At 65.8% G+C, this 20,920-nt stretch carries 22 protein-coding genes, 2 tRNA genes and 1 pseudogene; 18 read left to right on the plus strand and 7 right to left on the minus strand.

The annotated features are described in order from the left end of the window. Positions 1-181: 181 nt before the first annotated feature. The 6 genes from rsmG to rpmH are packed head-to-tail and all read right to left on the minus strand — an operon-like array spanning position 182 to position 3,227. Positions 182-817 carry a 16S rRNA (guanine(527)-N(7))-methyltransferase RsmG gene (gene rsmG / locus QM568_RS10455; RefSeq protein WP_415138544.1) on the minus strand — a complete coding sequence of 212 codons (636 nt, stop codon included), beginning with the start codon at positions 815-817 and terminating at the stop codon, positions 182-184. A gap of 6 nt (positions 818-823) precedes the next feature. Next, positions 824-1,318 (minus strand): protein jag, encoded by a 495-nt coding sequence (locus QM568_RS10460; RefSeq protein WP_415138546.1) that lies wholly within the window; start codon positions 1,316-1,318, stop codon positions 824-826. Continuing rightward, positions 1,315-2,388, minus strand: a complete 1,074-nt coding sequence (gene yidC, locus QM568_RS10465) for a membrane protein insertase YidC (RefSeq protein WP_415138548.1) — start codon at positions 2,386-2,388, stop codon at positions 1,315-1,317. Before yidC ends, QM568_RS10460 begins: the two co-directional genes overlap by 4 nt. 3 nt (positions 2,389-2,391) lie before the next feature. After that, the gene (gene yidD / locus QM568_RS10470) at positions 2,392-2,742 is read right to left on the minus strand and encodes a membrane protein insertion efficiency factor YidD (RefSeq protein WP_415138550.1); all 351 of its coding nucleotides are present in this window, start codon (positions 2,740-2,742) and stop codon (positions 2,392-2,394) included. After that, a complete protein-coding gene (gene rnpA / locus QM568_RS10475) occupies positions 2,739-3,083 on the minus strand; it encodes a ribonuclease P protein component (protein ID WP_415138552.1) in 345 nt (114 codons plus the stop codon). Before rnpA ends, yidD begins: the two co-directional genes overlap by 4 nt. Positions 3,084-3,089: 6 nt before the next feature. Continuing rightward, on the minus strand, positions 3,090-3,227 hold the full coding sequence (gene rpmH / locus QM568_RS10480; protein ID WP_067196091.1) for a 50S ribosomal protein L34: 138 nt from the start codon (positions 3,225-3,227) through the stop codon (positions 3,090-3,092). A gap of 490 nt (positions 3,228-3,717) precedes the next feature. Here rpmH and dnaA point away from each other — a divergent pair, with 490 nt between their 5' ends. The 13 genes and pseudogenes from dnaA to QM568_RS10545 all read left to right on the plus strand — a co-directional run. Continuing rightward, complete coding sequence (gene dnaA, locus QM568_RS10485; protein WP_415138554.1) at positions 3,718-5,109, plus strand: chromosomal replication initiator protein DnaA; 1,392 nt, start codon at positions 3,718-3,720, stop codon at positions 5,107-5,109. A 451-nt stretch (positions 5,110-5,560) separates the two neighbouring features. Beyond that, positions 5,561-6,703 carry a DNA polymerase III subunit beta gene (gene dnaN, locus QM568_RS10490; RefSeq protein WP_415138556.1) on the plus strand — a complete coding sequence of 381 codons (1,143 nt, stop codon included), beginning with the start codon at positions 5,561-5,563 and terminating at the stop codon, positions 6,701-6,703. An 81-nt stretch (positions 6,704-6,784) separates the two neighbouring features. Beyond that, entirely contained in the window at positions 6,785-7,990 is a 1,206-nt protein-coding gene (gene recF, locus QM568_RS10495; RefSeq protein WP_415138558.1) for a DNA replication/repair protein RecF, read from the plus strand. Continuing rightward, on the plus strand, positions 7,983-8,477 hold the full coding sequence (locus QM568_RS10500; RefSeq protein WP_415138560.1) for a DUF721 domain-containing protein: 495 nt from the start codon (positions 7,983-7,985) through the stop codon (positions 8,475-8,477). Before recF ends, QM568_RS10500 begins: the two co-directional genes overlap by 8 nt. Before the next feature lie 119 nt (positions 8,478-8,596). After that, on the plus strand, positions 8,597-10,669 hold the full coding sequence (gene gyrB / locus QM568_RS10505) for a DNA topoisomerase (ATP-hydrolyzing) subunit B (RefSeq protein ID WP_415138562.1): 2,073 nt from the start codon (positions 8,597-8,599) through the stop codon (positions 10,667-10,669). Positions 10,670-10,764: 95 nt separating this feature from the next. Further along, positions 10,765-13,317: a DNA gyrase subunit A gene (gene gyrA / locus QM568_RS10510; protein WP_415138564.1), complete on the plus strand. Its 2,553-nt coding sequence runs from the start codon at positions 10,765-10,767 to the stop codon at positions 13,315-13,317. Then, positions 13,314-13,718: a DUF3566 domain-containing protein gene (locus tag QM568_RS10515; protein WP_415138566.1), complete on the plus strand. Its 405-nt coding sequence runs from the start codon at positions 13,314-13,316 to the stop codon at positions 13,716-13,718. Before gyrA ends, QM568_RS10515 begins: the two co-directional genes overlap by 4 nt. A gap of 93 nt (positions 13,719-13,811) precedes the next feature. Further along, positions 13,812-14,147, plus strand: a complete 336-nt coding sequence (locus QM568_RS10520) for a WXG100 family type VII secretion target (protein ID WP_415138628.1) — start codon at positions 13,812-13,814, stop codon at positions 14,145-14,147. Beyond that, a complete protein-coding gene (locus QM568_RS10525; protein WP_415138568.1) occupies positions 14,147-14,431 on the plus strand; it encodes a WXG100 family type VII secretion target in 285 nt (94 codons plus the stop codon). The genes QM568_RS10520 and QM568_RS10525 overlap by 1 nt, the downstream gene beginning before the upstream one ends. Positions 14,432-14,435: 4 nt before the next feature. After that, positions 14,436-15,338 (plus strand): hypothetical protein, encoded by a 903-nt coding sequence (locus QM568_RS10530; protein ID WP_415138570.1) that lies wholly within the window; start codon positions 14,436-14,438, stop codon positions 15,336-15,338. Continuing rightward, the gene (locus QM568_RS10535; protein WP_415138572.1) at positions 15,307-15,723 is read left to right on the plus strand and encodes a hypothetical protein; all 417 of its coding nucleotides are present in this window, start codon (positions 15,307-15,309) and stop codon (positions 15,721-15,723) included. Before QM568_RS10530 ends, QM568_RS10535 begins: the two co-directional genes overlap by 32 nt. Positions 15,724-15,809: 86 nt before the next feature. Continuing rightward, positions 15,810-16,184: a hypothetical protein gene (locus QM568_RS10540; RefSeq protein WP_415138574.1), complete on the plus strand. Its 375-nt coding sequence runs from the start codon at positions 15,810-15,812 to the stop codon at positions 16,182-16,184. A gap of 23 nt (positions 16,185-16,207) precedes the next feature. Next, positions 16,208-16,369, plus strand: a pseudogene (locus QM568_RS10545) (DUF3566 domain-containing protein); the annotation flags it as partial. Between the two features lie 19 nt (positions 16,370-16,388). Here the strand turns inward: QM568_RS10545 and QM568_RS10550 are convergent. Beyond that, on the minus strand, positions 16,389-17,732 hold the full coding sequence (locus QM568_RS10550) for a Fic family protein (RefSeq protein ID WP_415138576.1): 1,344 nt from the start codon (positions 17,730-17,732) through the stop codon (positions 16,389-16,391). A 151-nt stretch (positions 17,733-17,883) separates the two neighbouring features. On the opposite strand from QM568_RS10550, the gene QM568_RS10555 reads away from it, so the two are divergent. The 5 genes from QM568_RS10555 (at position 17,884) to QM568_RS10575 (ending at position 20,910) form a co-directional block, all read left to right on the plus strand. Next, complete coding sequence (locus QM568_RS10555) at positions 17,884-19,149, plus strand: histidine kinase (protein WP_415138578.1); 1,266 nt, start codon at positions 17,884-17,886, stop codon at positions 19,147-19,149. Further along, on the plus strand, positions 19,137-19,826 hold the full coding sequence (locus tag QM568_RS10560) for a LuxR C-terminal-related transcriptional regulator (protein WP_415138580.1): 690 nt from the start codon (positions 19,137-19,139) through the stop codon (positions 19,824-19,826). The genes QM568_RS10555 and QM568_RS10560 overlap by 13 nt, the downstream gene beginning before the upstream one ends. Next, the gene (locus QM568_RS10565) at positions 19,823-20,629 is read left to right on the plus strand and encodes a DUF4097 family beta strand repeat-containing protein (RefSeq protein ID WP_415138582.1); all 807 of its coding nucleotides are present in this window, start codon (positions 19,823-19,825) and stop codon (positions 20,627-20,629) included. Before QM568_RS10560 ends, QM568_RS10565 begins: the two co-directional genes overlap by 4 nt. Before the next feature lie 109 nt (positions 20,630-20,738). Continuing rightward, positions 20,739-20,815 (plus strand) — tRNA-Ile (locus QM568_RS10570). A gap of 22 nt (positions 20,816-20,837) precedes the next feature. Further along, positions 20,838-20,910: transfer RNA gene (locus tag QM568_RS10575), tRNA-Ala, on the plus strand. Positions 20,911-20,920 lie beyond the last annotated feature (10 nt).

Raw genomic sequence — 20,920 nt, forward strand, 5'->3', positions numbered from 1 at the left:
CGGGCCGGGTTCCACTCTAACCGCAACGACTGACGTTGCCTGACGGAGGCTCGGTTGTTGAGCGAGGGAGCGCAGCGACCGAGGGTTGATGTTTCACGTGAAACACGCCGTAGTTGTGACCTCCGGTCATTGAGCGAGGGAGCGCAGCAACCCGGAACATACGGATGTTTCACGTGAAACATCAGCGAACGGTGGCGCGGAGAACCCTCGTCGTCTCGTCCAGCACGCCTTCTCCGAGCACTTCGACGCGCACGTCCGAAAGACGGAACTTCTTGATCACCTTCCGCGCGGCGTCGATCTCGTTCGCCACGTTCAAGCCTTTGAGGAAGGCGAGCTCTCCCCCATTGCGCACCAGCGGAGCAGTGATCGGAATCAGCGTCTTCAGAGCGCTCACCGCCCGTGCGGTGACCACGTCGAACCCTTCGGGCCGACGCACCTCCTCGGCGCGCGCGCGCAGCACCTCGACATTATCGAGCCCCAGAGCGGCCACCTGCTCGTTCAGCCAGGTGACCCGACGCTCCATCGGCTCCACGAGGGTCCACTCCACGTCCGGACGCGCGATAGCCAGTACCAACCCTGGAAGCCCCGCCCCGGACCCGATATCAGCCACACGACCGGCGAACAGTGGCGCGGCGATCGCGCTGTTCAGAATGTGCCGGGTCCACAGACGCGGCAATTCCAGCGGACCGATGAGACCGCGCTCCTCGCCCTCACGGGCGAGCTCCTCAGTGAACCGGCGGGCGAGATCGATCCGCGCACCGAACAGCTCCTGAGCGACAGCGGGCTCTGCCTCGAGCTGAGCAGCATCCTCCGTCATCGGAGATCAGCGCCGACGCAGAACGGTGTGCCGGTCAGCACCTTCGCCGTACGACTCCGACACGAGACCGCGCTCGGCCGCGATATCGTGCACGAGCTTACGCTCGTAGCTCGACATCGCCGGCAGCGACGCCTGCGTGGATCCCTCGTCGAGCCTGGCGCCCGCAGCGTCGACCAGCTTCTCGAGCTGACGACGACGCGCGTCACGCGAACCACCGACGTCGAGGATCAGGCGCGAGAACGCACCGGTCTTGTTCTGCACCGCGAGCCGCGTCAGCTCCTGCAGAGCCTGCACGGTGTCGGGCGCTGAGAGCAGGGCGAGACTGCCGTCTTCGGACTCGACCGAGACATAGGCACGTCCCTGCCTCACATCGAGGTTCAGATCTCCATCGATGTCGGCGATGTCGAGGAGCTCTTCGAGGTAGTCCGCCGCGACGTCTCCCTCGTTCTCGAGGTCGGCCTGCGTCGGATCTGCCGTCCGGTCGGTCGTGTTCTCGCTCATGCGCCTGGCCCCTTCTTCTTCGCTCGCTTCTTGCTCACCGGCTGCTGCCGCTTCGGGGCTTCGGCCTTGGCCTTCTCCGCAGCCTCGAGCAGACGCTGCTGCTCCGCCTCGTAGACGGAGATCGGCACGACCTTGCCGTCGGAGTTGATGGCCTTGCCCTTGCGGGCAAGACGCTCTTCACGGGCCTTGGCCGCTTCGGAACCGGGCGTCGGCATCTCACGGATGACGAGGAACTGCTGGCCCATCGTCCACAGGTTCGAGATGAACCAGTAGATGACGACGCCGAGGGGGAAGAACACACCCGAGAAGATGAAGCCCAGCGGCAGCACGTAGAGCATGATCTTCTGCATCTGGTACGCCTGGCCGGTCTTGGCTTCAGGCGACAGGTTCTTCGAGATGATCTGCAGCTGCGTGAAGAACTGGGAGGCAATCATCAGCACCACGAGGGTGACGAGGATGATGATGGCGGTCGTGTTCTGCGCGTCGACCGCGTTGCCGAGAGTCTCGTGCAGCGAGGCCACACCGAAGAGCTTGGCGTTGTAGAACTCCTGCGTGAGCTCGGGGCTGAGTAGGCCCACCCCGCCGATGCCGCTCTTGGCGTGCTTGGTCACGTCGTTGAGCACGCTGTACAGCGAGAAGAAGATCGGCATCTGCACGAGCAGCGGAAGGCAGCTCGACATCGGCGTCGTGCCGTGCTTCTTGTACAGCGCCATGGTCTCGCGGCTCATCGCCTCACGGCTGAGCTGATCCTTCTTACCGCGGTACTTCTCCTGGACTTTTCGCAGTTCAGGAGCAATTTCCATCATCTTTCGCTGGCTCTTGATCTGCTTCACGAACAGCGGGATGAGAGCCGCGCGCACGACGATGACGAGACCGACGATCGACAGCACCCAGGTCAGTCCGCTGTCGGCAGCGAGGCCGACGACCGTCAGCAGCCAGTGCCACGCGACGAGCACGAGCTCGACCAGCCACTTCAGCGGCCAGAGCAGAGTGCCAATGAGGTCGAAGCCGCCGGATGCGTCGGTCGTCGGCGACGGCGTGGCCGCAGCGATCAGGAGGTCAAGACCCACTGGTCAGTCCTTTCGGGCAGGGATGACGAAACCGCGGGCGGTCAGGTCGTATCGGAAGTGTTCGTGCGGACGGACGTCGTCGACGCCTCCGCGCGTCCAGGGATTGCAGCGGAGGATCCGCCAGACCGACATCGCGGTTCCGCGGGCGGCGCCGTGCTGCTGCACCGCACCTACAGCGTAAGCCGAGCACGACGGGTAGTACGCGCACACGTCTCCGTACAGCGGCGAGATGACCGCGCGGTAGGCGGTGAGGAAGCCGAGCACCAGATTGCGGGGGAGAAGCGGGATGCTGCGCACGACGTCTCGTGCCTGCATCCGCCCCGTCCCGATCGACGTGGCAGGCAACGCGCTCATGTCGGCATCCGCTCGAGCCGGGCGAGGCACCGGCTCACATCGGCGCTGAGCTCAGCGAAGGACGCGGTGGCGGATGCGGGAAGGGCACGGATGACGACATCCGTGCCCTCGGGGACACGCGGGAGCGCCCCCGCGCAGACGGCTTTGAGTCGCCGACGCACGGTGTTGCGCACCACAGCGGTGCCCACCTGCTTGCTGATGATGAACCCGAACCGCGGGGCTCTGCTCTCGCCCGTCGACAGCATCGAGGTCACGACGCGCGCGCCACCGCAACGAGAACCGCGGCGAACGACCAGTCGATAGTCGCTGCCGCGAGTCAGCCGATACGGGCGGGCGAGCACAGCGTCTTAAGCGGAGAGCTCGACGCGGCCCTTCGCGCGGCGAGCCGAGAGGATCGCGCGGCCGGCGCGGGTGCGCATGCGGGCACGGAAACCGTGCTTCTTGGCACGACGGCGGTTGTTGGGCTGGAAGGTGCGCTTGCTCATGGGATCACTCCGGGGTGGCTGTCACCGGATTCGCTGCGACCGGAGACAATATATGGAACTGCCAAAATGGCATAAGTCAACCGATTAAGACTACGTCACCTCGTCTGCGGGGGCAAATCGATCCCGATCCGGACCGCCCATCAGTACCCACCGGCTGGCGCCCTGTCGACCTCGGGGTAAGCCGCCTGGATCAGCGAACAACCACAACCCGGGTAGGCCGAACCGACATTGTGCGGATGGCGAGCAGACACTCAGGGGGCGGCATGACGGATGACGGATGACCGGAGAACACGCACTGCGCCGGGGTTCTGGTGGATCCTCGGCGCACACGCCTTATCCACAACCGGCACGCCGATGGAGGAGGCGAGTTCCCGCCTGATTTCCCGCGGCGGGTTGCCGATCGAAGCGGGGATGACTACCGTGGCATCCGAAGTTATCCACAGGGGACGCGGCATCACGGCATCCCTCATCGAGCCCGCCCTGGAGCGTCATGTCCACACCCGCCCAGCCCGACGTCCCGATCTGGAGCGCCGTGCAGGAGCTCCTCGAATCCGACGAACGGGTCACGCCGCAGCTGCAGGGCTTCCTGAGCCTCGCCGTGCCGGCGGGCGTGATGGCGGCCACGCTCTACCTCGAAGTGCCCAACGATCTCACCGCCGCGCAGATCAACAAGCGCCTGCGTCCGTCGATCATGGAAGCCCTCGCGCACATCGGCGACGAGGTCACGTCCTACCGCGTCGTGGTCAACCACGAGCTCGCCGAGCAGCCCACCGCGCCGATCGCTGTTCCGGACTATGCCCGCCAGGAGCCGCAGCGGTCGGACTCCACCAACGAGCAGCCCACGCCGATCCGTCACGAGTCGCGTCTGAACCCGAAGTACACCTTCGACAACTTCGTCATCGGCCAGTCCAACCGCTTCGCCCACGCCGCAGCCGTCGCGGTCGCCGAAGCACCGGCCAAGGCATACAACCCGCTCTTCATCTACGGCGACTCCGGGCTCGGCAAGACCCACCTCCTGCACGCCATCGGCGACTACGCGCAGTCCCTCTACACAGGGGTGAAGGTGCGCTACGTCTCCAGCGAGGAGTTCACGAACGACTTCATCAACTCGATCGCGAACAACCGCGGTGCCGCGTTCCAGGCGCGCTACCGCGAGGTCGACATCCTTCTCATCGACGACATCCAGTTCCTCCAGGGTCGCGCCGAGACGCAAGAGGCCTTCTTCCACACCTTCAACACGCTGCACGACCACAACAAGCAGGTGGTCATCACCAGCGATGTCGCGCCGAAGCTGCTCACCGGCTTCGAGGACCGCATGCGCAGTCGATTCGAGTGGGGCCTCATCACCGACGTGCAGGCGCCCGACCTCGAGACCCGCATCGCGATCCTCCGCAAGAAGGCGCAGAGCGAGTCGCTGCACATCCCCGACGACGTGCTCGAATACATCGCCACCGTGGTCTCCTCGAACATCCGCGAGCTGGAGGGCGCACTGATCCGCGTCTCCGCCTACGCGAGCCTGAACCGCTCGGCGCTGGACATCTCCCTCGCCCAGACCGTGCTGCGCGACATCGTCGACACCGCCGAGGACAACATCATCTCGCCGACCGACATCATCATGGCGACCGCGCAGTACTTCAAGCTCACCGTCGACGACCTGCACGGATCGAGCCGTTCGCAGCAGATCGCCATCGCCCGTCAGATCGCGATGTACCTGTGCCGCGAGCGCACGAACCTCTCCCTGCCCAAGATCGGTCAGCTCTTCGGCAACCGCGATCACACCACGGTCATGTACGCGTACAAGAAGATCAGCGATCTCATGAAGGAGCGCCGCTCGATCTACAACCAGGTGACGGAGATCACCACGCAGCTCGGCCGGCGCTGAGCGCCACGGCATCCGCTCCGCCCTCGAAAAAACGCATCCGAGCAGCGTTTTCACACATGTGGATAACTTGTGGATGAATGTGAATCGAGTCGGGAGGAACCGGGGGAAGACGCGACGAGCTGTGGATAACTCCGGTGCCCTCCCCCGGCCGTCGGATGCTGCGAACCCGCGGTTTCCTCAGGGATTCCACAACTGACAAGCGTGTAGTTCCCTACTCGCATCTGCTTTCCACCGGCTTATCCACAGTTTCCACAGCTGTTAACACCGTTAAGAAGTCATTCTGTTGTAAGCGCGATCCGATCACCAGACGCTGTGGATCGCTCATCGGAAACCGGGTAGCGGTGCACTTGCGTCATGCGACTAGCATGGGATCGCCTGACGCGAGCGTCTGGCGATCGCATCGTGTCATTCCGACGTCGATGCGACGATGAGTGAACGACGAGGAGCACCCGTGAGGTTTCAGGTCAACCGCGATGTCTTCAGCGAAGCGGTCTCCTTCGTGGTCAAGCTGCTCCCGCAGCGCAATCCTCAGCCGATTCTCGCCGGCGTGCTGATCGAAGCGGATGCCGCGGGCCTCACGCTCTCGGCGTTCGACTACGAGGCCTCTGCGCGCACCACGATCGAGGCGACCGTCGACACCCCCGGCACGATCCTCGTGCACGGCCGACTGCTCTCCGACATCGCCAGCCGCCTGCCGAACGCCCCGATCGAGATCGCGGCCGAGGACGACGGCAGCATCGCCGTGACCTGCGGATCCGCGCGCTTCACCCTCGCCGCCATGCCGGTCGAGGAGTATCCGTCGATCCCCGAGGTCACCGGCACGAGCGGCGTGGTCCCGGCCGACGAGTTCGGCACCGCGATCTCCCAGGTCGGCTTCGCCGCGTCCCGCGACGACGTCACCCCCGTGCTCACCGGTGTGCAGCTCGAAGTCGCGGGCCAGAACCTCAGCCTCGTTGCCACCGACCGCTATCGCGTGTCGCTGCGCGACGTGCCGTGGGACGGCGAGGCGGTCGAGTCCAGCGCTCTGGTCCCTGCCCGCACCCTCGTCGAGGTCGGCAAGACCTTCGGGCACGCCGGCACGATCCAGATCGCCTTCTCCGGTGCGGGCGATCGCGAGATCATCGCGTTCACCGCGGGCAACAAGACGGTGACGTCGCTGCTGATCAAGGGCAACTTCCCGCCGGTGCGGCGGCTCTTCCCCGAGCAGACCGACCACTACGCGGTCGTGAACACCGCCGACCTCATCGAGGCCGTGCGCCGTGTGTCGCTCGTGCTCGATCGCGCAGCCCCGCTGCGGTTCACGTTCTCGGCCGAGAGCGTGACGATGGACGCGTCTGGCAGCGACCACGCTCGCGCCTCGGAGTCGGTCGATGCGATCCTGCGCGGCGGTGACGAGGTGACGCTCGGACTGAACCCGCAGTACCTCACCGAGGCGCTCGGTGCGGTCAAGAGCGAGTTCGTGCGCGTGACGTTCACCTCGAGCGACAACGCCAACAAGCTCAGCCCCGTCCTCATCACGAGCCAGACCTCGGTCGATCAGGCGGGTCTCGACTCGTTCAAGTACCTGCTGCAGCCCAACCTCCTCCTGCGCTGACCTGGGTCCTGCGTTTCGCGCGGAAGCCCGGCAGGTACACGGAAACCAGAGAGTGTCCGAGTCCGCGGGTAGGCTGACTCCGTGATTGTGGAGCACCTGAGTCTGGTCGACTTCCGCAATTATGCGACCGCCGAACTCGCGCTCCACCGCGGCCCGAACGTGCTCGTCGGCCGAAACGGACAGGGCAAGACGAACCTCGCCGAAGCCGTCGTGTTCCTCGCGACGCTGGGTTCCCATCGGGTCTCCGCCGATGCCCCGATGGTGCGCGATGCCCAGGAGTTCGCGATCATCCGTGCCCGGCTCTCACACGGCGAGCGCAAGGTCCTCGTCGAGGTGCAGCTCAATCGTCAGGGCTCGAACAAGGCCCGCATCAACGGATCCCCGTCGAAGACGAGCGAGTTGCCCCGCTACGCGCACGTCGTGCTGTTCGCCCCGGAGGATCTGCAGATCGTGCGCGGCGACCCGTCTTCGCGCCGGCGCTTCGCCGATCAGCTGCTGATCCAGCGCACCCCGCGCCTGTCAGCGGTGCTCGCCGACTACGACCGCGTGCTCAAGCAGCGTACGGCTCTGTTGAAATCGGCTCGCGCCCGCGGCATCCGCGGTGAAGCCCTCAGCACCCTCGACGTGTGGGACGACAAGCTCGTCGCCCTCGGCAGCGAGATCATCGCGGCCAGACAGCGGCTCGCCGCCGATCTGCAGCAGCCGGTCGCCGATGCCTACGCGGCCATCGCCGGCGAAGACCACCGACCGCAGCTCGAGTGGGCGCTGTCTGTGCGCGGCGGCGACCCCGAGGAGGGGACGGATACCGCGGAGCACGGTTCCACCGGCGATATATCGGATTTGTTCCGCGCCGCACTGGCGGCGAAGCGCGCCCAGGAGCTCGAACGGGGCCTCACGCTCACCGGACCTCACCGGGACGACCTGATCCTCCGCGTGCGCGGTCTTCCGGTGAAGGGCTATGCCTCGCACGGCGAATCCTGGTCGGTCGCGCTGGCACTGCGGCTGGCATCGGCGGAGCTGTTGCGCGCCGAGTCTCCGGCGGGCGATCCGGTGCTCATCCTCGACGACGTGTTCGCCGAGCTCGACGCCGATCGGCGGCGGCGGCTGGCGACGCTGACCGCCGGATACGAGCAGGTGGTGGTGACCGCTGCCGTGGAGGAGGATATCCCCGACGTGCTGCACCGCCACGTGGTGCGGATCACGGCGGGCACCATCAGCGATGAGCGCCTTTCGGCAGGCTCAGCGGCCCAGGTCGACGCACTCGCAAAGGAGGAAGCGGATGAGTGAGCCCGCGGCATCCGATGCTCCGGAGACGGTCGCGACATATCTGCGGCTGCGGGGTCTGCAGCCGAGCTCGAAGAACTGGAAGCGCAAGCGTCGCGTCGCCGTCGACGACGACAATGCTCCCTTCACGCCGGGGCGCGATCCGGGATCGCTCGGCGCGGTGCTCGACAAGCTCACCCGCGATTCGGGCTGGGAGGCGACGCTCGCCCGCGAGGATCTCGTGCTCCAGTGGGCGGACCTGGCCGGCGCCGACACCGCCCAGCACTCCGAGCCGGTCTCGCTGGAGCACGGCCTGCTCACCGTGAAGTGCGATTCGACCGCGTGGGCGAAGAACCTGCAGTACATGCGCGCGACCATCCTCACCGAGATCGGCCGGCGCTATCCCGAGGCCGGGGTGCAGAACCTCCGCTTCATCGGACCGGACGTCCCCTCGTGGAAATGGGGCCCCAGAGTCGTTCCAGGGCGGGGTCCACGCGATACCTACGGGTAGGTGACCATCCAAGGGGTTCAATGCCCTCAGAAGGCCATACACGGCGTTCTAGCACGCATTTCCCTCCCGAACCCCGCTAGAATGGAGGTTCGTGATACCGATGTGGAGAATGCCCTCTGATGACGTCTGACGCTTCGACAAACTCGGGGACCGGGTCCCCGGATCAGACCCCTTCCACCGGCTCAGCATCCCTCGCCGCGACGCCCGCGCAGCAGCCTGGCGAGTACGGGGCCGACTCGATCCAGATCCTCGAGGGTCTCGAGGCGGTGCGCAAGCGCCCCGGTATGTACATCGGCTCAACCGGGCCGCGGGGTCTGCACCACCTCGTCCAGGAGATCGTCGACAACTCCGTCGATGAGGCGATGGCCGGCTACGCCGACACGATCCTCGTGACGCTACTCGACGACGGCGGCGTGCGCGTGACCGATAACGGCCGCGGCATCCCCGTCGACCCGCACTCCTCCGACCCGACGAAGTCCACCGTCGAGGTGGTGCTCACGATCCTCCACGCCGGCGGCAAGTTCGGCGGCGGCGCCTACGCCGTCTCCGGTGGTCTGCACGGCGTCGGCTCCTCGGTGGTGAACGCGCTCTCGACACGATTCGAGGTCGAGGTCAAGCAGAAGGGCTTCGTCTGGCGGCACAGCTTCGCAGATGGCGGCGTCCCCCAGCAGCAGCTGGAGAAGGGCGAGCCGACCGACGAGACCGGCACGACCATCACCTTCTGGCCGGACGCCGAGATCTTCAAGGAGACCGTCGAGTTCGACTACGACACGCTGCGCACGCGGTTCCAGCAGATGGCGTTCCTCAACAAGGGGCTGCGCATCCGTCTCTTCGACGAGCGCGTCGCGACCATGTACGAGGCCGAGGAGGACGGCGCGACGGTGCTCAAGCACCGCACCGATGACTTCTTCTACGAGCGCGGTCTCGTCGATTACGTCGAATACCTCAACAAGGTGCGCCACGCCGACGTCGTCAACGACGAGATCATCGACTTCTCCTCCGAGGACACCTCCCGCAAGATGTCGGTCGAGGTCGCCATGCAGTGGACGAACCTCTACACCGAGAACGTCTTCACCTACGCGAACGTCATCAACACGCACGAGGGCGGCACGCACGAGGAGGGCTTCCGGGCGGCGCTGACCACGCTCGTGAACCGGTACGCCCGCGCGAACAACCTGCTCAAGGAGAAGGACGACAACCTCTCCGGCGACGACGTGCGCGAAGGGCTCACGGCTGTGATCTCGGTGAAGCTGTCCGAGCCCCAGTTCGAGGGCCAGACCAAGACCAAGCTCGGCAACACTGAGGCGAAGGCGTTCGTGCAGAAGGTCGTCGGCGACCAGCTCGGCGACTGGTTCGACCGCAACCCCGCGCAGGCGAAGAACATCATCCGCAAGGCCATCGATGCCGCGACTGCTCGACTGGCCGCGCGCAAGGCGCGCGAGACCGCCCGCCGCAAAAGCGTCTTCGAGTCGGCGGCGATGCCAGACAAGCTCAAGGACTGCACGAGCAAGGACCCCTCGATCAGCGAGATCTTCCTCGTCGAGGGCGACTCGGCCGGCGGCTCCGCCGTGCAGGGGCGCGACCCGCACACGCAGGCGATCCTGGCGCTGCGCGGCAAGATCCTCAACGTCGAGCGCGCCCGGATCGACAAGGCCCTCGGCAACAAAGAGGTCCAGGCGATGATCCAGGCCTTCGGTACGGGTATCGGCGAGGACTTCGATATCGAGAAGGCCCGCTATCACAAGATCGTCCTGATGGCGGATGCCGACGTCGACGGTCAGCACATCACGACGCTGCTGCTGACGCTGCTGTTCCGCTACATGCGCGGACTCATCGAAGCCGGCTTCGTCTACCTCGCGATGCCGCCGCTGTACCGGCTCAAGTGGACGAACTCCCCCCACGAGTACGTGTACTCCGACGTCGAGCGCGATGCCCTGCTCGAGCACGGCCTCGCCAACGGCAAGCGCATCCCCAAGGAGGGCATCCAGCGCTACAAGGGTCTCGGCGAGATGAACGCCAAGGAGCTGTGGGAGACCACGATGGATCACTCGACCCGTACGCTGCGCCAGATCACGATCGACGACGCCGCGGCCGCGGATGAGATCTTCAGCGTGCTCATGGGCGAAGACGTCGAGTCGCGACGCAGCTTCATCCAGCGCAACGCCAAGGACGTCCGCTTCCTCGATATCTGACATGCGTGTCGTCCCGCTCGCGACCAGGTCGCCCCGCGAGCGAAGCGAGACGAAACGCCGCGAGACGTTGAGAACGTAAGAAGAAACGAAAGCACATGACTGACGAAGAACGCCCCGACATCAACGAGGGCCACGACCACGGGCGCATCGACCAGGTCGACCTGCAGGAGGAGATGCAGCGGTCGTACCTCGACTACGCGATGGCCGTGATCGTCGGCCGTGCGCTGCCCGATGTGCGCGACGGCCTCAAGCCCGTGCACCGCCGCGTCATCTACGGCATGTACGACGGCGGCTTCCGCCCTGACAAGTCGTTCTCGAAGTGCGCCCGCGTCGTCGGCGAGGTCATGGGCCAGTACCACCCGCACGGCGACTCGGCGATCTACGACACCCTCGTGCGCCTCGTGCAGCCGTGGGCGCTGCGCTACCCGCTCGCTCTCGGCCAGGGCAACTTCGGATCCCCCGGCAACATGGGCGCCGCCGCCCCCCGGTACACCGAGACGAAGATGGCCCCGCTCGCGCTGGAGATGGTGCGCGACATCGAAGAGGACACCGTCGACTTCTCGCCGAACTACGACGGTCAGACCCAGGAGCCCGACGTCCTGCCTGCACGGTTCCCGAACCTGCTCGTCAACGGATCGATCGGCATCGCGGTCGGCATGGCCACGAACATCCCGCCGCACAACCTGCGCGAGGTGTCGGAGGCCGCCCTGTGGGCGCTCGACAACCCTGGGCTGCCTCGCGAGGAACTGCTCGACGGGCTCATCCAGCGCATCCCAGGACCGGACTTCCCCACCGGAGCGCAGATCCTCGGCACCAAGGGCATCCACGAGGCGTACCGCACCGGCCGCGGCTCGATCACGATGCGCGCGGTCGTGAATGTCGAGGAGATCCAGGGACGCACCTGCCTCGTCATCACCGAGCTGCCGTACCAGGTCAACCCCGACAACGTCGCCGTGAAGATCGGCGACCTGGCCCGTGAGGGCAAGATCACCGGCATCGCCGACATCCGCGATGAGTCCTCCGACCGCACCGGACAGCGTCTCGTCGTCGTCCTCAAGCGGGATGCCGTCGCCAAGGTCGTGCTGAACAATCTCTACAAGCACACCCAGTTGCAGGAGAACTTCGGCGCGAACATGCTCGCGATCGTCGACGGCGTGCCGCGTACGCTCGCGATCGACGGCTTCGTGACGAACTGGATCGCCCACCAGCTCGAGGTGATCGTCCGCCGCACGCGCTTCCGTCTGGCGAAGGCCGAGAAGCGCATGCACACCCTCGAGGGCTACCTCAAGGCGCTCGACGCGCTGGACGAGGTCATCGCGCTCATCCGGCGCTCCCCCACCGTCGACGACGCGCGCGAAGGTCTCATCGCGCTCCTCGACGTCGACGCCGAGCAGGCCGACGAGATCCTCGCCCTGCAGCTGCGCCGACTTGCAGCGCTCGAGCGGCAGAAGATCCTCGATGAGGCCGAGGAGCTGCGGGTGAAGATCGAGGAGTTCAAGGCGATCATCGCCGACGAGTCACTGCAGCGCGACATCATCCGCGAGGAGCTCACCGGCATCGTCGACCGCTTCGGCGACGAGCGCCGTACGCAGATCCTGCACGGCTTCGACGGCGACGTGTCGATGGAGGACCTCATCGCCGAAGAGGAGATGGTCGTCACCGTCACGCGCGAGGGGTACATCAAGCGCACGCGCAGCGACAACTACCGCTCGCAGCATCGCGGCGGCAAGGGCATCAAGGGCGCGCAGCTGCGGGCGGATGACATCGTCGAGCACTTCTTCGTCACGACGACCCATCACTGGCTGCTGTTCTTCACCGACAAGGGCCGGGTCTACCGCACCAAGACGTACGAGGTCCCGGAGGCCGGCCGCGATGCCAAGGGCCAGCACGTGGCGAACCTCCTCGCCCTGCAGCCCGACGAGAGGATCGCGCAGATCCTGGACATCCGCGACTACGCGGTCGCCGACTACCTGGTGCTCGCGACCCGCGACGGCCTGGTGAAGAAGACGGCCCTGTCGAGCTACGACACCAACCGTCAGGGCGGCGTGATCGCGATCCGTCTCAACGACGAGGATAAGCTCGTCTCGGCGCTCATGGTGAACGCCTCCGATGACATCCTGCTGATCAGTCGTCGGGGCATGTCGGTGCGCTTCAGCGCGACCGATGAGGCGCTGCGCCCGATGGGCCGGGCGACCGCGGGCGTGAAGGGCATGAAGTTCCGCGACGGAGACAGTCTGCTGTCGGCATCCGTCGCCGCCCCCGGCCAGTTCGTATTCGTCGTCACCGATGGCGGCTACGCCAAGCGCACCGCGATCGACGAGTACCGCGTGCAGGGACGCGGCGGATACGGCATCAAGGTCGCCAAGCTCAACGACGATCGGGGCACTCTGGCGGGCGGTCTGATGGTCGCGGAGGACGACGAGGTCTTGGTGGTTCTGTCCAGCGGCAAGGTGGTACGCTCTGCCGTGGCCGAGGTGCCTGCGAAGGGCCGTGACACCATGGGTGTCGTGTTCGCTCGGACCACAGACGCAGACCGCATCCTCGCAATCGCCCGCAACGGCGAGCGAGGTCTCGGAGAAGACGAGGCGGAAGCGGATGCTGAATCCCCCGCCCCCGAGACGACCGAAACTCCTGAGGAATCCGCATGAGCACTGTAGCCGACAAGCTGGCGAAGAAGTCGACGCACAAGACCAGCGGCAAGCAGGTGCGCCTGCGTCTGGTCTACGTCGACTTCTGGTCGGCGGTGAAGCTGTCGTTCCTCGGCGCCGTGGCGCTCGCGATCGTGACGATGGTGTCGTTCTTCCTCATCTTCATGGTGCTGCAGGCGACGGGCATCCTCGCCGATGTCGACAGCTTCGTCGCGGGCTTCACCGACAACAGCATCCGGATCTCCGAGGTGGCGGGGCTGCCGCAGGTGATGGCCTTCGCGGCCGTCGTATCGATCCTCAATCTCATCGTCTTCACGGTGCTCGGCGCCGTGGTCGCCGGCATCTACAACCTCGCGGTCAAGGTCACCGGCGGCCTGCTCGTCGGCTTCATGTCGAACTGACCCTTCGTCGGGCTGTCCACACTCGTGTGTTGTCATGCTCACAGGGAACCAGAGAACTTCCATCACACGAGATGGTGAAAGTCAGGGAAAACAATTAGGGCAGATTTCGAAGCATTGGCAAGCGAGGCGAACCGACTTGATGCGGTCGCAGACCGTCTGGAAGACCGTGTGGAGGCGGCACGAGTGCGGGCCGAAGACCTTCTTGCGAGCGGGTGGACCGGTGAGAGCAGCTCATCGTTCCGCACCGCCCACGAGCAGTGGGAGGCTTACGCGCGTGAGAACATCTCGACCCTGCGGCATCTCGTTGACGGCCTACGGGGCGCAACTGCCGACATGCTCGCACACGAGCAAGCCATCATGAATGACACGCGCTCTCTGGGCGCTGTGCTGCCCATCATCGACGTGGCTGCAGAGGTGGGAGACCGCTGATGGCTCATTCCGTGAGAACCGACCACATCGAGCAGGTCGTAGACGATTTGGAGCGCATTACGACCGCGCTCACCGATGCTTTGCAAGATGCAGAAGCCGCGTCGAAGCGACTGCACGGCGTATGGGCTGGCGAGGCGTCCCAGGCGCACGATGGTGCTCACGCAGAGTGGAGTGATGAAGCGCAGGTGATGATCCAATCCCTCGTCGAGATGCGCTCGGTCCTGCGCGGTGCTCACGCGAACTACAGTTGGGCCGCGGCCGCGAACTCGAAAATGTGGGGCTGAGGCCGTGTATATCTGTGTGGACCCGAGCGCCTACTCCGCGGCGTCACAGATTTTCGGTGAGTACCTCGCTGACGAGGTGCAGAGCATCAGCACGGCCTTACAGGTTGCCCTTGCCGATTCAGCCCGCATGGCGGGGCACGACCCCGCGGGTGCGCAATGGGCTGCGGATTACGACCGTGCGGCCGGGGAAGCAGCACAGACCATCGCTGACCTTCACGGGGCGACGCTCACGGTAGGTGCGCTCCTTCAAGCGTCCGGGTTTAACCACGCGCGTGCGGAGGGCTACTCAAATCTGACCGGTGGAGAACTTCCCCCGGAGACTTTCTCGTACAGTGCGGGATTCGCTTCGCCGTGCATTTACGTGCCCAGCGCGGCCGGAGGAGGCATCCCTGACCCGCCTCAAGGATGGGAACTGGTTGCGACCGTTGGCGGTCTGATGTGGCCTGACGGCGACCCTGGCAAACTGCGCCGCATCTCGACTGCATGGAGCGACGCAGCCGACGGGTTGGAGCGATGCTGGCCCTTGGTGAGCCAGGGTATCGCTGCACTCGATGCGCAGGAATCTCCGGAAATAGAGCAAGCCCGCGGGGTGTGCCGCTCCCTCGGTGAAGCCGCCACCCAGATTGCGGAGCAATGCCGGGCCATCAGCGCGTCCGCAGCGGAGCAAGCGGGCCATATCGACAAAGCTCACGATGAAATCCGTGGCGAGATTGCTGCTTTCCTTGCGCTGACCGTCGCCATCGAAGCAACCGCTATTGCAGCCGGCGTATTCACCGCCGGTATCGGGACGGCGGGGATGCAGGTGGTGGAGGCCGCGGAGGCCGCGAACGCCAACTATCGCCGAAGCGACTCCCGTCGCGGGCGCGCTGAAAGCGATGGACTTACTCGCCAGCAAACTCGCCGATAGCCCCTGGCTTTATCCACCGTCACCGCGGGGCTTCGCAATTGAAACCAGACTGGGTGGAAACCTCCCGCCGAGCTTCCCGACCATTGACAAGTGGGACTTCGTCACTGGCACGGCCACGTCCATCAAGAGCGTGGACCTGACCGCATCTTCATATCAGAGCACGAGTCGGCTCACCTCTCTGATGCAGAAGTACATCGACAAAGCGGCTGAGTTCGACGGAGCGAACTGGGGCGGTGTAAAGATAGACCCTGTGGAAATCGTCACGCGACAGCTCGTAGTCAGCATCCCCCGCGGAGCAACAGCAGTCCAGGAAACCGTCCTATTGGAGATGGTGGAGTACGCTCGGTCGCGCGGAGTGGAACTCATCGTGGGAGTGACCCGGTGACGCGCGCGTCGGTGTCCGTGCACGTGCAGCCGGACGGTCGAGTGTTCGTCACTGTGTACTCACGCAACGCCGACGGATTCTGGCTGATGAACGGCCTGCCGCGGGTGCTCCACACAGCGGACGAGACAGAATCGCTCGGTTCGGCCGTACTGGCCGCCCTTGAATCCTCCCCTCGGATGATCCTCCCGTCGCGTGACTTCCGAAACGACCCACCGGACCGCGAGTTCCTGGCCTGGCTCGGGGTGCCTACATACGCGAAGTATGCGAAGGGTGTGCGTAGCGTCGGCGTCTACTCGTTCATCGACGAGGGCGATGACCGTATTCTGGTCACACCCGAGGCAAACGGTGGCGCGAGGTCCGGATTCACGCCCATCACCGACCAACGCGTCACGCTCACCGACTTCGACCCGGTTACGGTCGGCGGTGCCGTGCAGCATGCGCTCACCCTTGCGACCACGTGAGTCGAACTCACGCTGACATCCGCATCTCCGAGGTGGCGGGGCTGCCGCAGGTGATGGCCTTCGCGGCCGTGGTATCGATCCTCAATCTCATCGTCTTCACGGTGCTCGGCGCCGTGGTCGCCGGCATCTACAACCTCGCGGTCAAGGTCACCGGCGGCCTGCTCGTCGGTTTCATGTCGAACTGACCCTTCGTCTTTTTGCTTTCTAGCTTTCATCTCCCAAAGCTGCGAGTCTCGATGGCAGGTCGGACACGGGGATCCAGCTGATCGGATGCTTGGCCGCACCTCGTGTGAGCAGGTCGAACGATTCGAGGTAGGAGAGGTCGTTCCTCGCGGTCTGTGTGGATACCCGGAAGCGATTGGCGATCTCCATCGAGGTCACGCCGGCGGGGTTCTCCCTGGTCAGCCACTCGAGAATCTGTATCTGACGCAGGTTGAAGTCTCTTGCCGCGCTCCGAAGCGCGAACTGCACTCGACGCGACTCTCTCTGCTTGGTCTCGATGTACCTGTCGAGCTCATCGAGCGAACGCTTGATCACCCTCAACTGATGAAGGATGAAGTACGTGAGGTCGCCGTCGTCGTCCTCCGTGTACTGATAGCTGTCGCCGTACTTACCGGGAGCCGCGCGCAGGATCTTCGAGATCGTCAGGTACTCGGCGAGCCAGTATCCGTTGTGCAGCATCGACCAGTAGAACGCCGTGCGTGCGATCCGACCATTTCCGTCGGCGAAGTAGTGGTCGTAGCCGAACATGAAGTGCGTGATGATCGCTCGGACGATCGGCGGGATGAAAGGAGAGTCGGCAGCGCTCCCGTTGGCGAAGGCGCTCAGCTCGTGAAGGCGAGCAGGGAGTTCTTCGGCAGGGGGCGGTACGTGTACATGGATCTCACCGGCCCACACGCTCACGCGCTCATGGTCGGGTGTCTCCAGCCTTCCGGCATCCGACGGGTCATCCAATGTTCCCTCGGTGAGCACCGAATGAAGCTCGAGTATCCAGGCAGGAGTCAGTGGATCCGAGGAGGACTCCGTCACCAGGCGCATCGCGCGGTAGTTGTTGAGGATCATCCTCTCGGACTTGGTACGCGGATCGCGACCGGTGCTGAGAAGCTCGACCGCGACCCGTCGGCTTGTCGACGCGCCCTCCAGCTGACTGGAGGTGATGGCTTCTTCGACGAGTGAGCGCACGATGAACCGATCACGCCCGTGAGGTGTCAGCGCTCCTCCCTCCCCGGCGACGCTTCCCCCGGCCCGTCGGCCGATCTCCTCGGTCAGCTGAAGGAGCTCGTCGGTCATGCTGAAGGTGAAGGCGGAACCGTGCTTCGCGCGGAGCGCGACGGTTCGCGACTGAGACGAGCGCTGAAGCTTGAGTCGGAACCACCATTCCTCATGGGTGAGTCCCTCCGGAGGATCCCGGCGCAGCAGCTGCGACCAGTGATAATAGTGCGAGTCGTCGAGCGGAGGCGAGAAGAGGACGCGATCGAGTCGATCCGCATCTTGGAGCAACCCTCGACGCAGGTCGTCGAGGTCGGGAGCGGGCTGACGCAGCGGCATTCGTCTTCTCCAAAGAAAACAAAATCAAAATAGTGTTTTGTTTACGTATCAAGATGGTACACGCGTGCCGGACCGGGGGTAGGGAAAACCCGAAGCGAGGTGTCCGGATGCCTCCGTGTCCCTCTCGCACCGCCGACCGTACCTTGGGACTATGACCACTGAGACTGCGACCCCAGGGCAGACGAGCGCCGCGAGGCCGCCGCTGCGCATCCTGCTGACGATCCTCCATCTCGCGGCCCTCGGCGTGCTCGGCGGGGTGACCATCGGCCTGCTGAGCGGACTCTTCGGCGCCGGCTTCGGCCTTCTCCTCCTCTTCGGTATCGGCGTCTTCCTGCTCATCGCCTTCGTCTACGCGCTGTACGGGCTCGGCTGGTTCGAGTTCGCGCGTGTCGCCTCGCTGTACCGCGTGCGTGTCGCACCGCTCACGCTGCGCACCAGCCCGCATCCGGGATTCGGGGGGTGGCTCCGCTCGATCGGGCGACAGGCGATCGACGGCCGCATGTGGCGGGGGATCGCGAACTTCGCGATCGCCGCGGCGCTCGGCGCCGTGGTGCTTCGTCTGGCATGGGGCGCCGTCTGGTCGGCGATCATCGCCTTCGCCCCGTCGGCGGGGCTGGACACGATCGCGGGTCCCTTCGGCAGCGAGGTGGATGCCGCCTGGGCGCCGCTGATCGGCATCGCGGGCTTCCTCGCCGCAGTCGCCGGCCTCATCGGCCTCGCGCTGCTGCACCGCGTGATCTCCCTGGCCCTCGTGGCGCAGAGCCGCGAGGCCGAGCTCACCGAGAAGGTCCGCACGACCACGGCGCAGCGCGAGGGCGCTGTGCGCGCCGCCGATGTCGAGCGCACCCGCATCGAACGCGATCTGCACGACGGCGTCCAGCCGCGGCTGGTCTCGGTCGGCATGACCCTTGGGCTCGCGCACCAGAAGATCGACGACGACCCCGCCGCCGCGAAGGAGCTCATCGCCGAAGCGCACACATCGACGAAGGCGGCCATCACCGAGCTGCGCCAGCTCGCCCGCGGCATCCACGCCTCCGTCCTCGACGACCGCGGACTCGACGCCGCGCTGTCCGCGCTCGCCGGCCGCTCGCACATCCCGGTGAGCCTCGATGTGCGCCTCGACGGGCGGTGCAGTCGTGAGGCCGAGGCGGCCGTGTACTTCGCGATCGCCGAGTCGCTCACGAACGCCGCCAAGCACTCGCGGGCCGGCGAAGCGCGGGTCACCGTGCGGGTGCGCGACGTCGACACCCTGTGGGCGCGGGTCGAGGACAACGGCGTCGGCGGAGCGCAGGTGCAGCCAGGCGGGGGCCTCGACGGCATCTCGAACCGCGTGCTCGCGGCCGGCGGCACCGTGCGCCTGGACAGCCCGCTGGGCGGGCCGACCGCTCTGGAGGTGAGCGTGCCATGCGCATCCTGATCTGCGAGGACTCGGTTCTCCTGCGCGAGGGCCTCGTGCGGCTCCTCGAAGACGCCGGCCACACCGTCGTCGCGGCCCTCGCCGACACCGAGGCGCTCATGCGCCGCGTCGCCGACACGGCCCCAGAGCTCTGCATCCTCGATGTGCGGCTGCCGCCGACGTTCACCGACGAGGGCATCCGCGCCGCTCTCGCGATCCGCGCCGAGCGTCCGCAGTTGCCGCTGCTCGTGCTCTCGCAGTACGTCGAGGAGCGCTACGCCTCGGATCTCATCGCAGCCCAGGGCGGGCCGCTCGGCTACCTGCTCAAGGACAGGGTCGCCGATGTCGCGGAGTTCCTGCACTCGGTGACGCGCATCTCGGAGGGGGCGACGGTGCTCGACCCCGAGGTCGTGGCCCAGTTGCTGTCTCGACGCAATAGGGACGATCGGATGCTGCGCCTCACCGAACGCGAACGCACCGTGCTCGCGCTGATCGCGGAGGGCAAGTCGAATCAGGCGATCGCCGCGCTGCTGTTCCTCTCCGAGGCCAGTGTCGAGAAGCACATCACCTCCATCTTCCAGAAACTGGGCCTCGAGCCCGACGAGTCCGGCAACCGCCGCGTGCTCGCCGCCCTCGCCCACATCGAGAACCTCGGCGGCGCGACGCCGCCGGCAGGCCAGACAGGAGCAGCACGATGAGCAGCACCACTCCCCCGCCCGCGAACCATTCGTGGATCACCATCACGCTCGCGGTCTTCGGCGGCCTGGCGCTGGTCGGAGTCGGCGGCACGGCCGCGGTCGCGGCATCCGGTGATCTGTCGCGCACCGACAGCGTGCAGCGCGTCGACGTCGACGGCGTCACCGCTATCGAGTTCGACGGCAGCGCGAGCGACGTGCGCGTGCAGTTCGGTGATGTCGACGAGGCCGAGCTTACGGTGCGCGGCGGCCGCGGCGGCGCCTGGACCTTCGAACGCGACGACGACGAGCTCATCGTCCGCAGCCCCGCCGTGTTCTGGGGGTGGTGGCTCGGACGCTGGTTCGACGACGACCGAACGGTCGTGCTGACCCTGCCCGAGCGCCTCGAGGGCATCGACGCCTCGTTCATCCTCAGCGCCGGAGGCCTCGATGTCGATGGCGCGTTCGGCGAGCTCGACATCGAGGTGTCGGCGGGAGAACTCACGGTCGAAGGGAGCTCGAGCGAGCTCGACGTCGACCTCAGCGCCGGCGGCGCCGACCTTCTGCTCGACGGCGTCTCCGAGGCCGAGCTGTCGGTCTCTGCGGGGGATCTCACCGTCGAGCTGACCGGCACGGCGCCGCGCGCCATCGCGATCGATGTCAGCGCAGGCGGTGCCGACGTGACGCTGCCCGATGCCGAGTACGCGATCGTGCAGGACGTCAGCGCCGGCACCTTCGACAACCGGATGGGCAACGCCGCAGGGTCCGACCGCATCATCGATGTGACGCTGTCGGCGGGCACGGTCACCCTGCGTTCCGGGCGGTAGCCCGGGACGCCTGCTGGAGCGGATGCCGGGGCGAAACGCCCGGCATCCGCTCTCCCGCCGCCTCGATTCGGAAATCGCGGGATCTTCCGGTAAAGTCTTGGAGGTTGACGGGGCTATAGCTCAGGCGGTTAGAGCGCTTCACTGATAATGAAGAGGTCCCAGGTTCAAGTCCTGGTAGCCCCACCACTCAATTCAAGAAATCCCCTACGGGGCCTTAGCTCAGTTGGTAGAGCGCCTGCTTTGCAAGCAGGATGTCAGGAGTTCGAATCTCCTAGGCTCCACAGACGTATG

This window comes from Microbacterium sp., assembly GCF_047607465.1.
Taxonomy (GTDB): Bacteria; Actinomycetota; Actinomycetes; order Actinomycetales; family Microbacteriaceae; genus Microbacterium.

Coding starts and splice junctions, on each gene's coding strand:
- rsmG (WP_415138544.1), bottom strand. CDS start 817: ATGACGGAGGATGCTGCTCAGCTCGAGGCAGAGCCCGCTGTCGCTCAG.
- QM568_RS10460 (WP_415138546.1), bottom strand. CDS start 1,318: ATGAGCGAGAACACGACCGACCGGACGGCAGATCCGACGCAGGCCGAC.
- yidD (WP_415138550.1), bottom strand. CDS start 2,742: ATGAGCGCGTTGCCTGCCACGTCGATCGGGACGGGGCGGATGCAGGCA.
- rpmH (WP_067196091.1), bottom strand. CDS start 3,227: ATGAGCAAGCGCACCTTCCAGCCCAACAACCGCCGTCGTGCCAAGAAG.
- dnaA (WP_415138554.1), top strand. CDS start 3,718: ATGTCCACACCCGCCCAGCCCGACGTCCCGATCTGGAGCGCCGTGCAG.
- QM568_RS10500 (WP_415138560.1), top strand. CDS start 7,983: ATGAGTGAGCCCGCGGCATCCGATGCTCCGGAGACGGTCGCGACATAT.
- gyrB (WP_415138562.1), top strand. CDS start 8,597: ATGACGTCTGACGCTTCGACAAACTCGGGGACCGGGTCCCCGGATCAG.
- gyrA (WP_415138564.1), top strand. CDS start 10,765: ATGACTGACGAAGAACGCCCCGACATCAACGAGGGCCACGACCACGGG.
- QM568_RS10515 (WP_415138566.1), top strand. CDS start 13,314: ATGAGCACTGTAGCCGACAAGCTGGCGAAGAAGTCGACGCACAAGACC.
- QM568_RS10525 (WP_415138568.1), top strand. CDS start 14,147: ATGGCTCATTCCGTGAGAACCGACCACATCGAGCAGGTCGTAGACGAT.
- QM568_RS10535 (WP_415138572.1), top strand. CDS start 15,307: ATGGACTTACTCGCCAGCAAACTCGCCGATAGCCCCTGGCTTTATCCA.
- QM568_RS10540 (WP_415138574.1), top strand. CDS start 15,810: ATGAACGGCCTGCCGCGGGTGCTCCACACAGCGGACGAGACAGAATCG.
- QM568_RS10550 (WP_415138576.1), bottom strand. CDS start 17,732: ATGCCGCTGCGTCAGCCCGCTCCCGACCTCGACGACCTGCGTCGAGGG.
- QM568_RS10555 (WP_415138578.1), top strand. CDS start 17,884: ATGACCACTGAGACTGCGACCCCAGGGCAGACGAGCGCCGCGAGGCCG.
- QM568_RS10560 (WP_415138580.1), top strand. CDS start 19,137: ATGCGCATCCTGATCTGCGAGGACTCGGTTCTCCTGCGCGAGGGCCTC.
- QM568_RS10565 (WP_415138582.1), top strand. CDS start 19,823: ATGAGCAGCACCACTCCCCCGCCCGCGAACCATTCGTGGATCACCATC.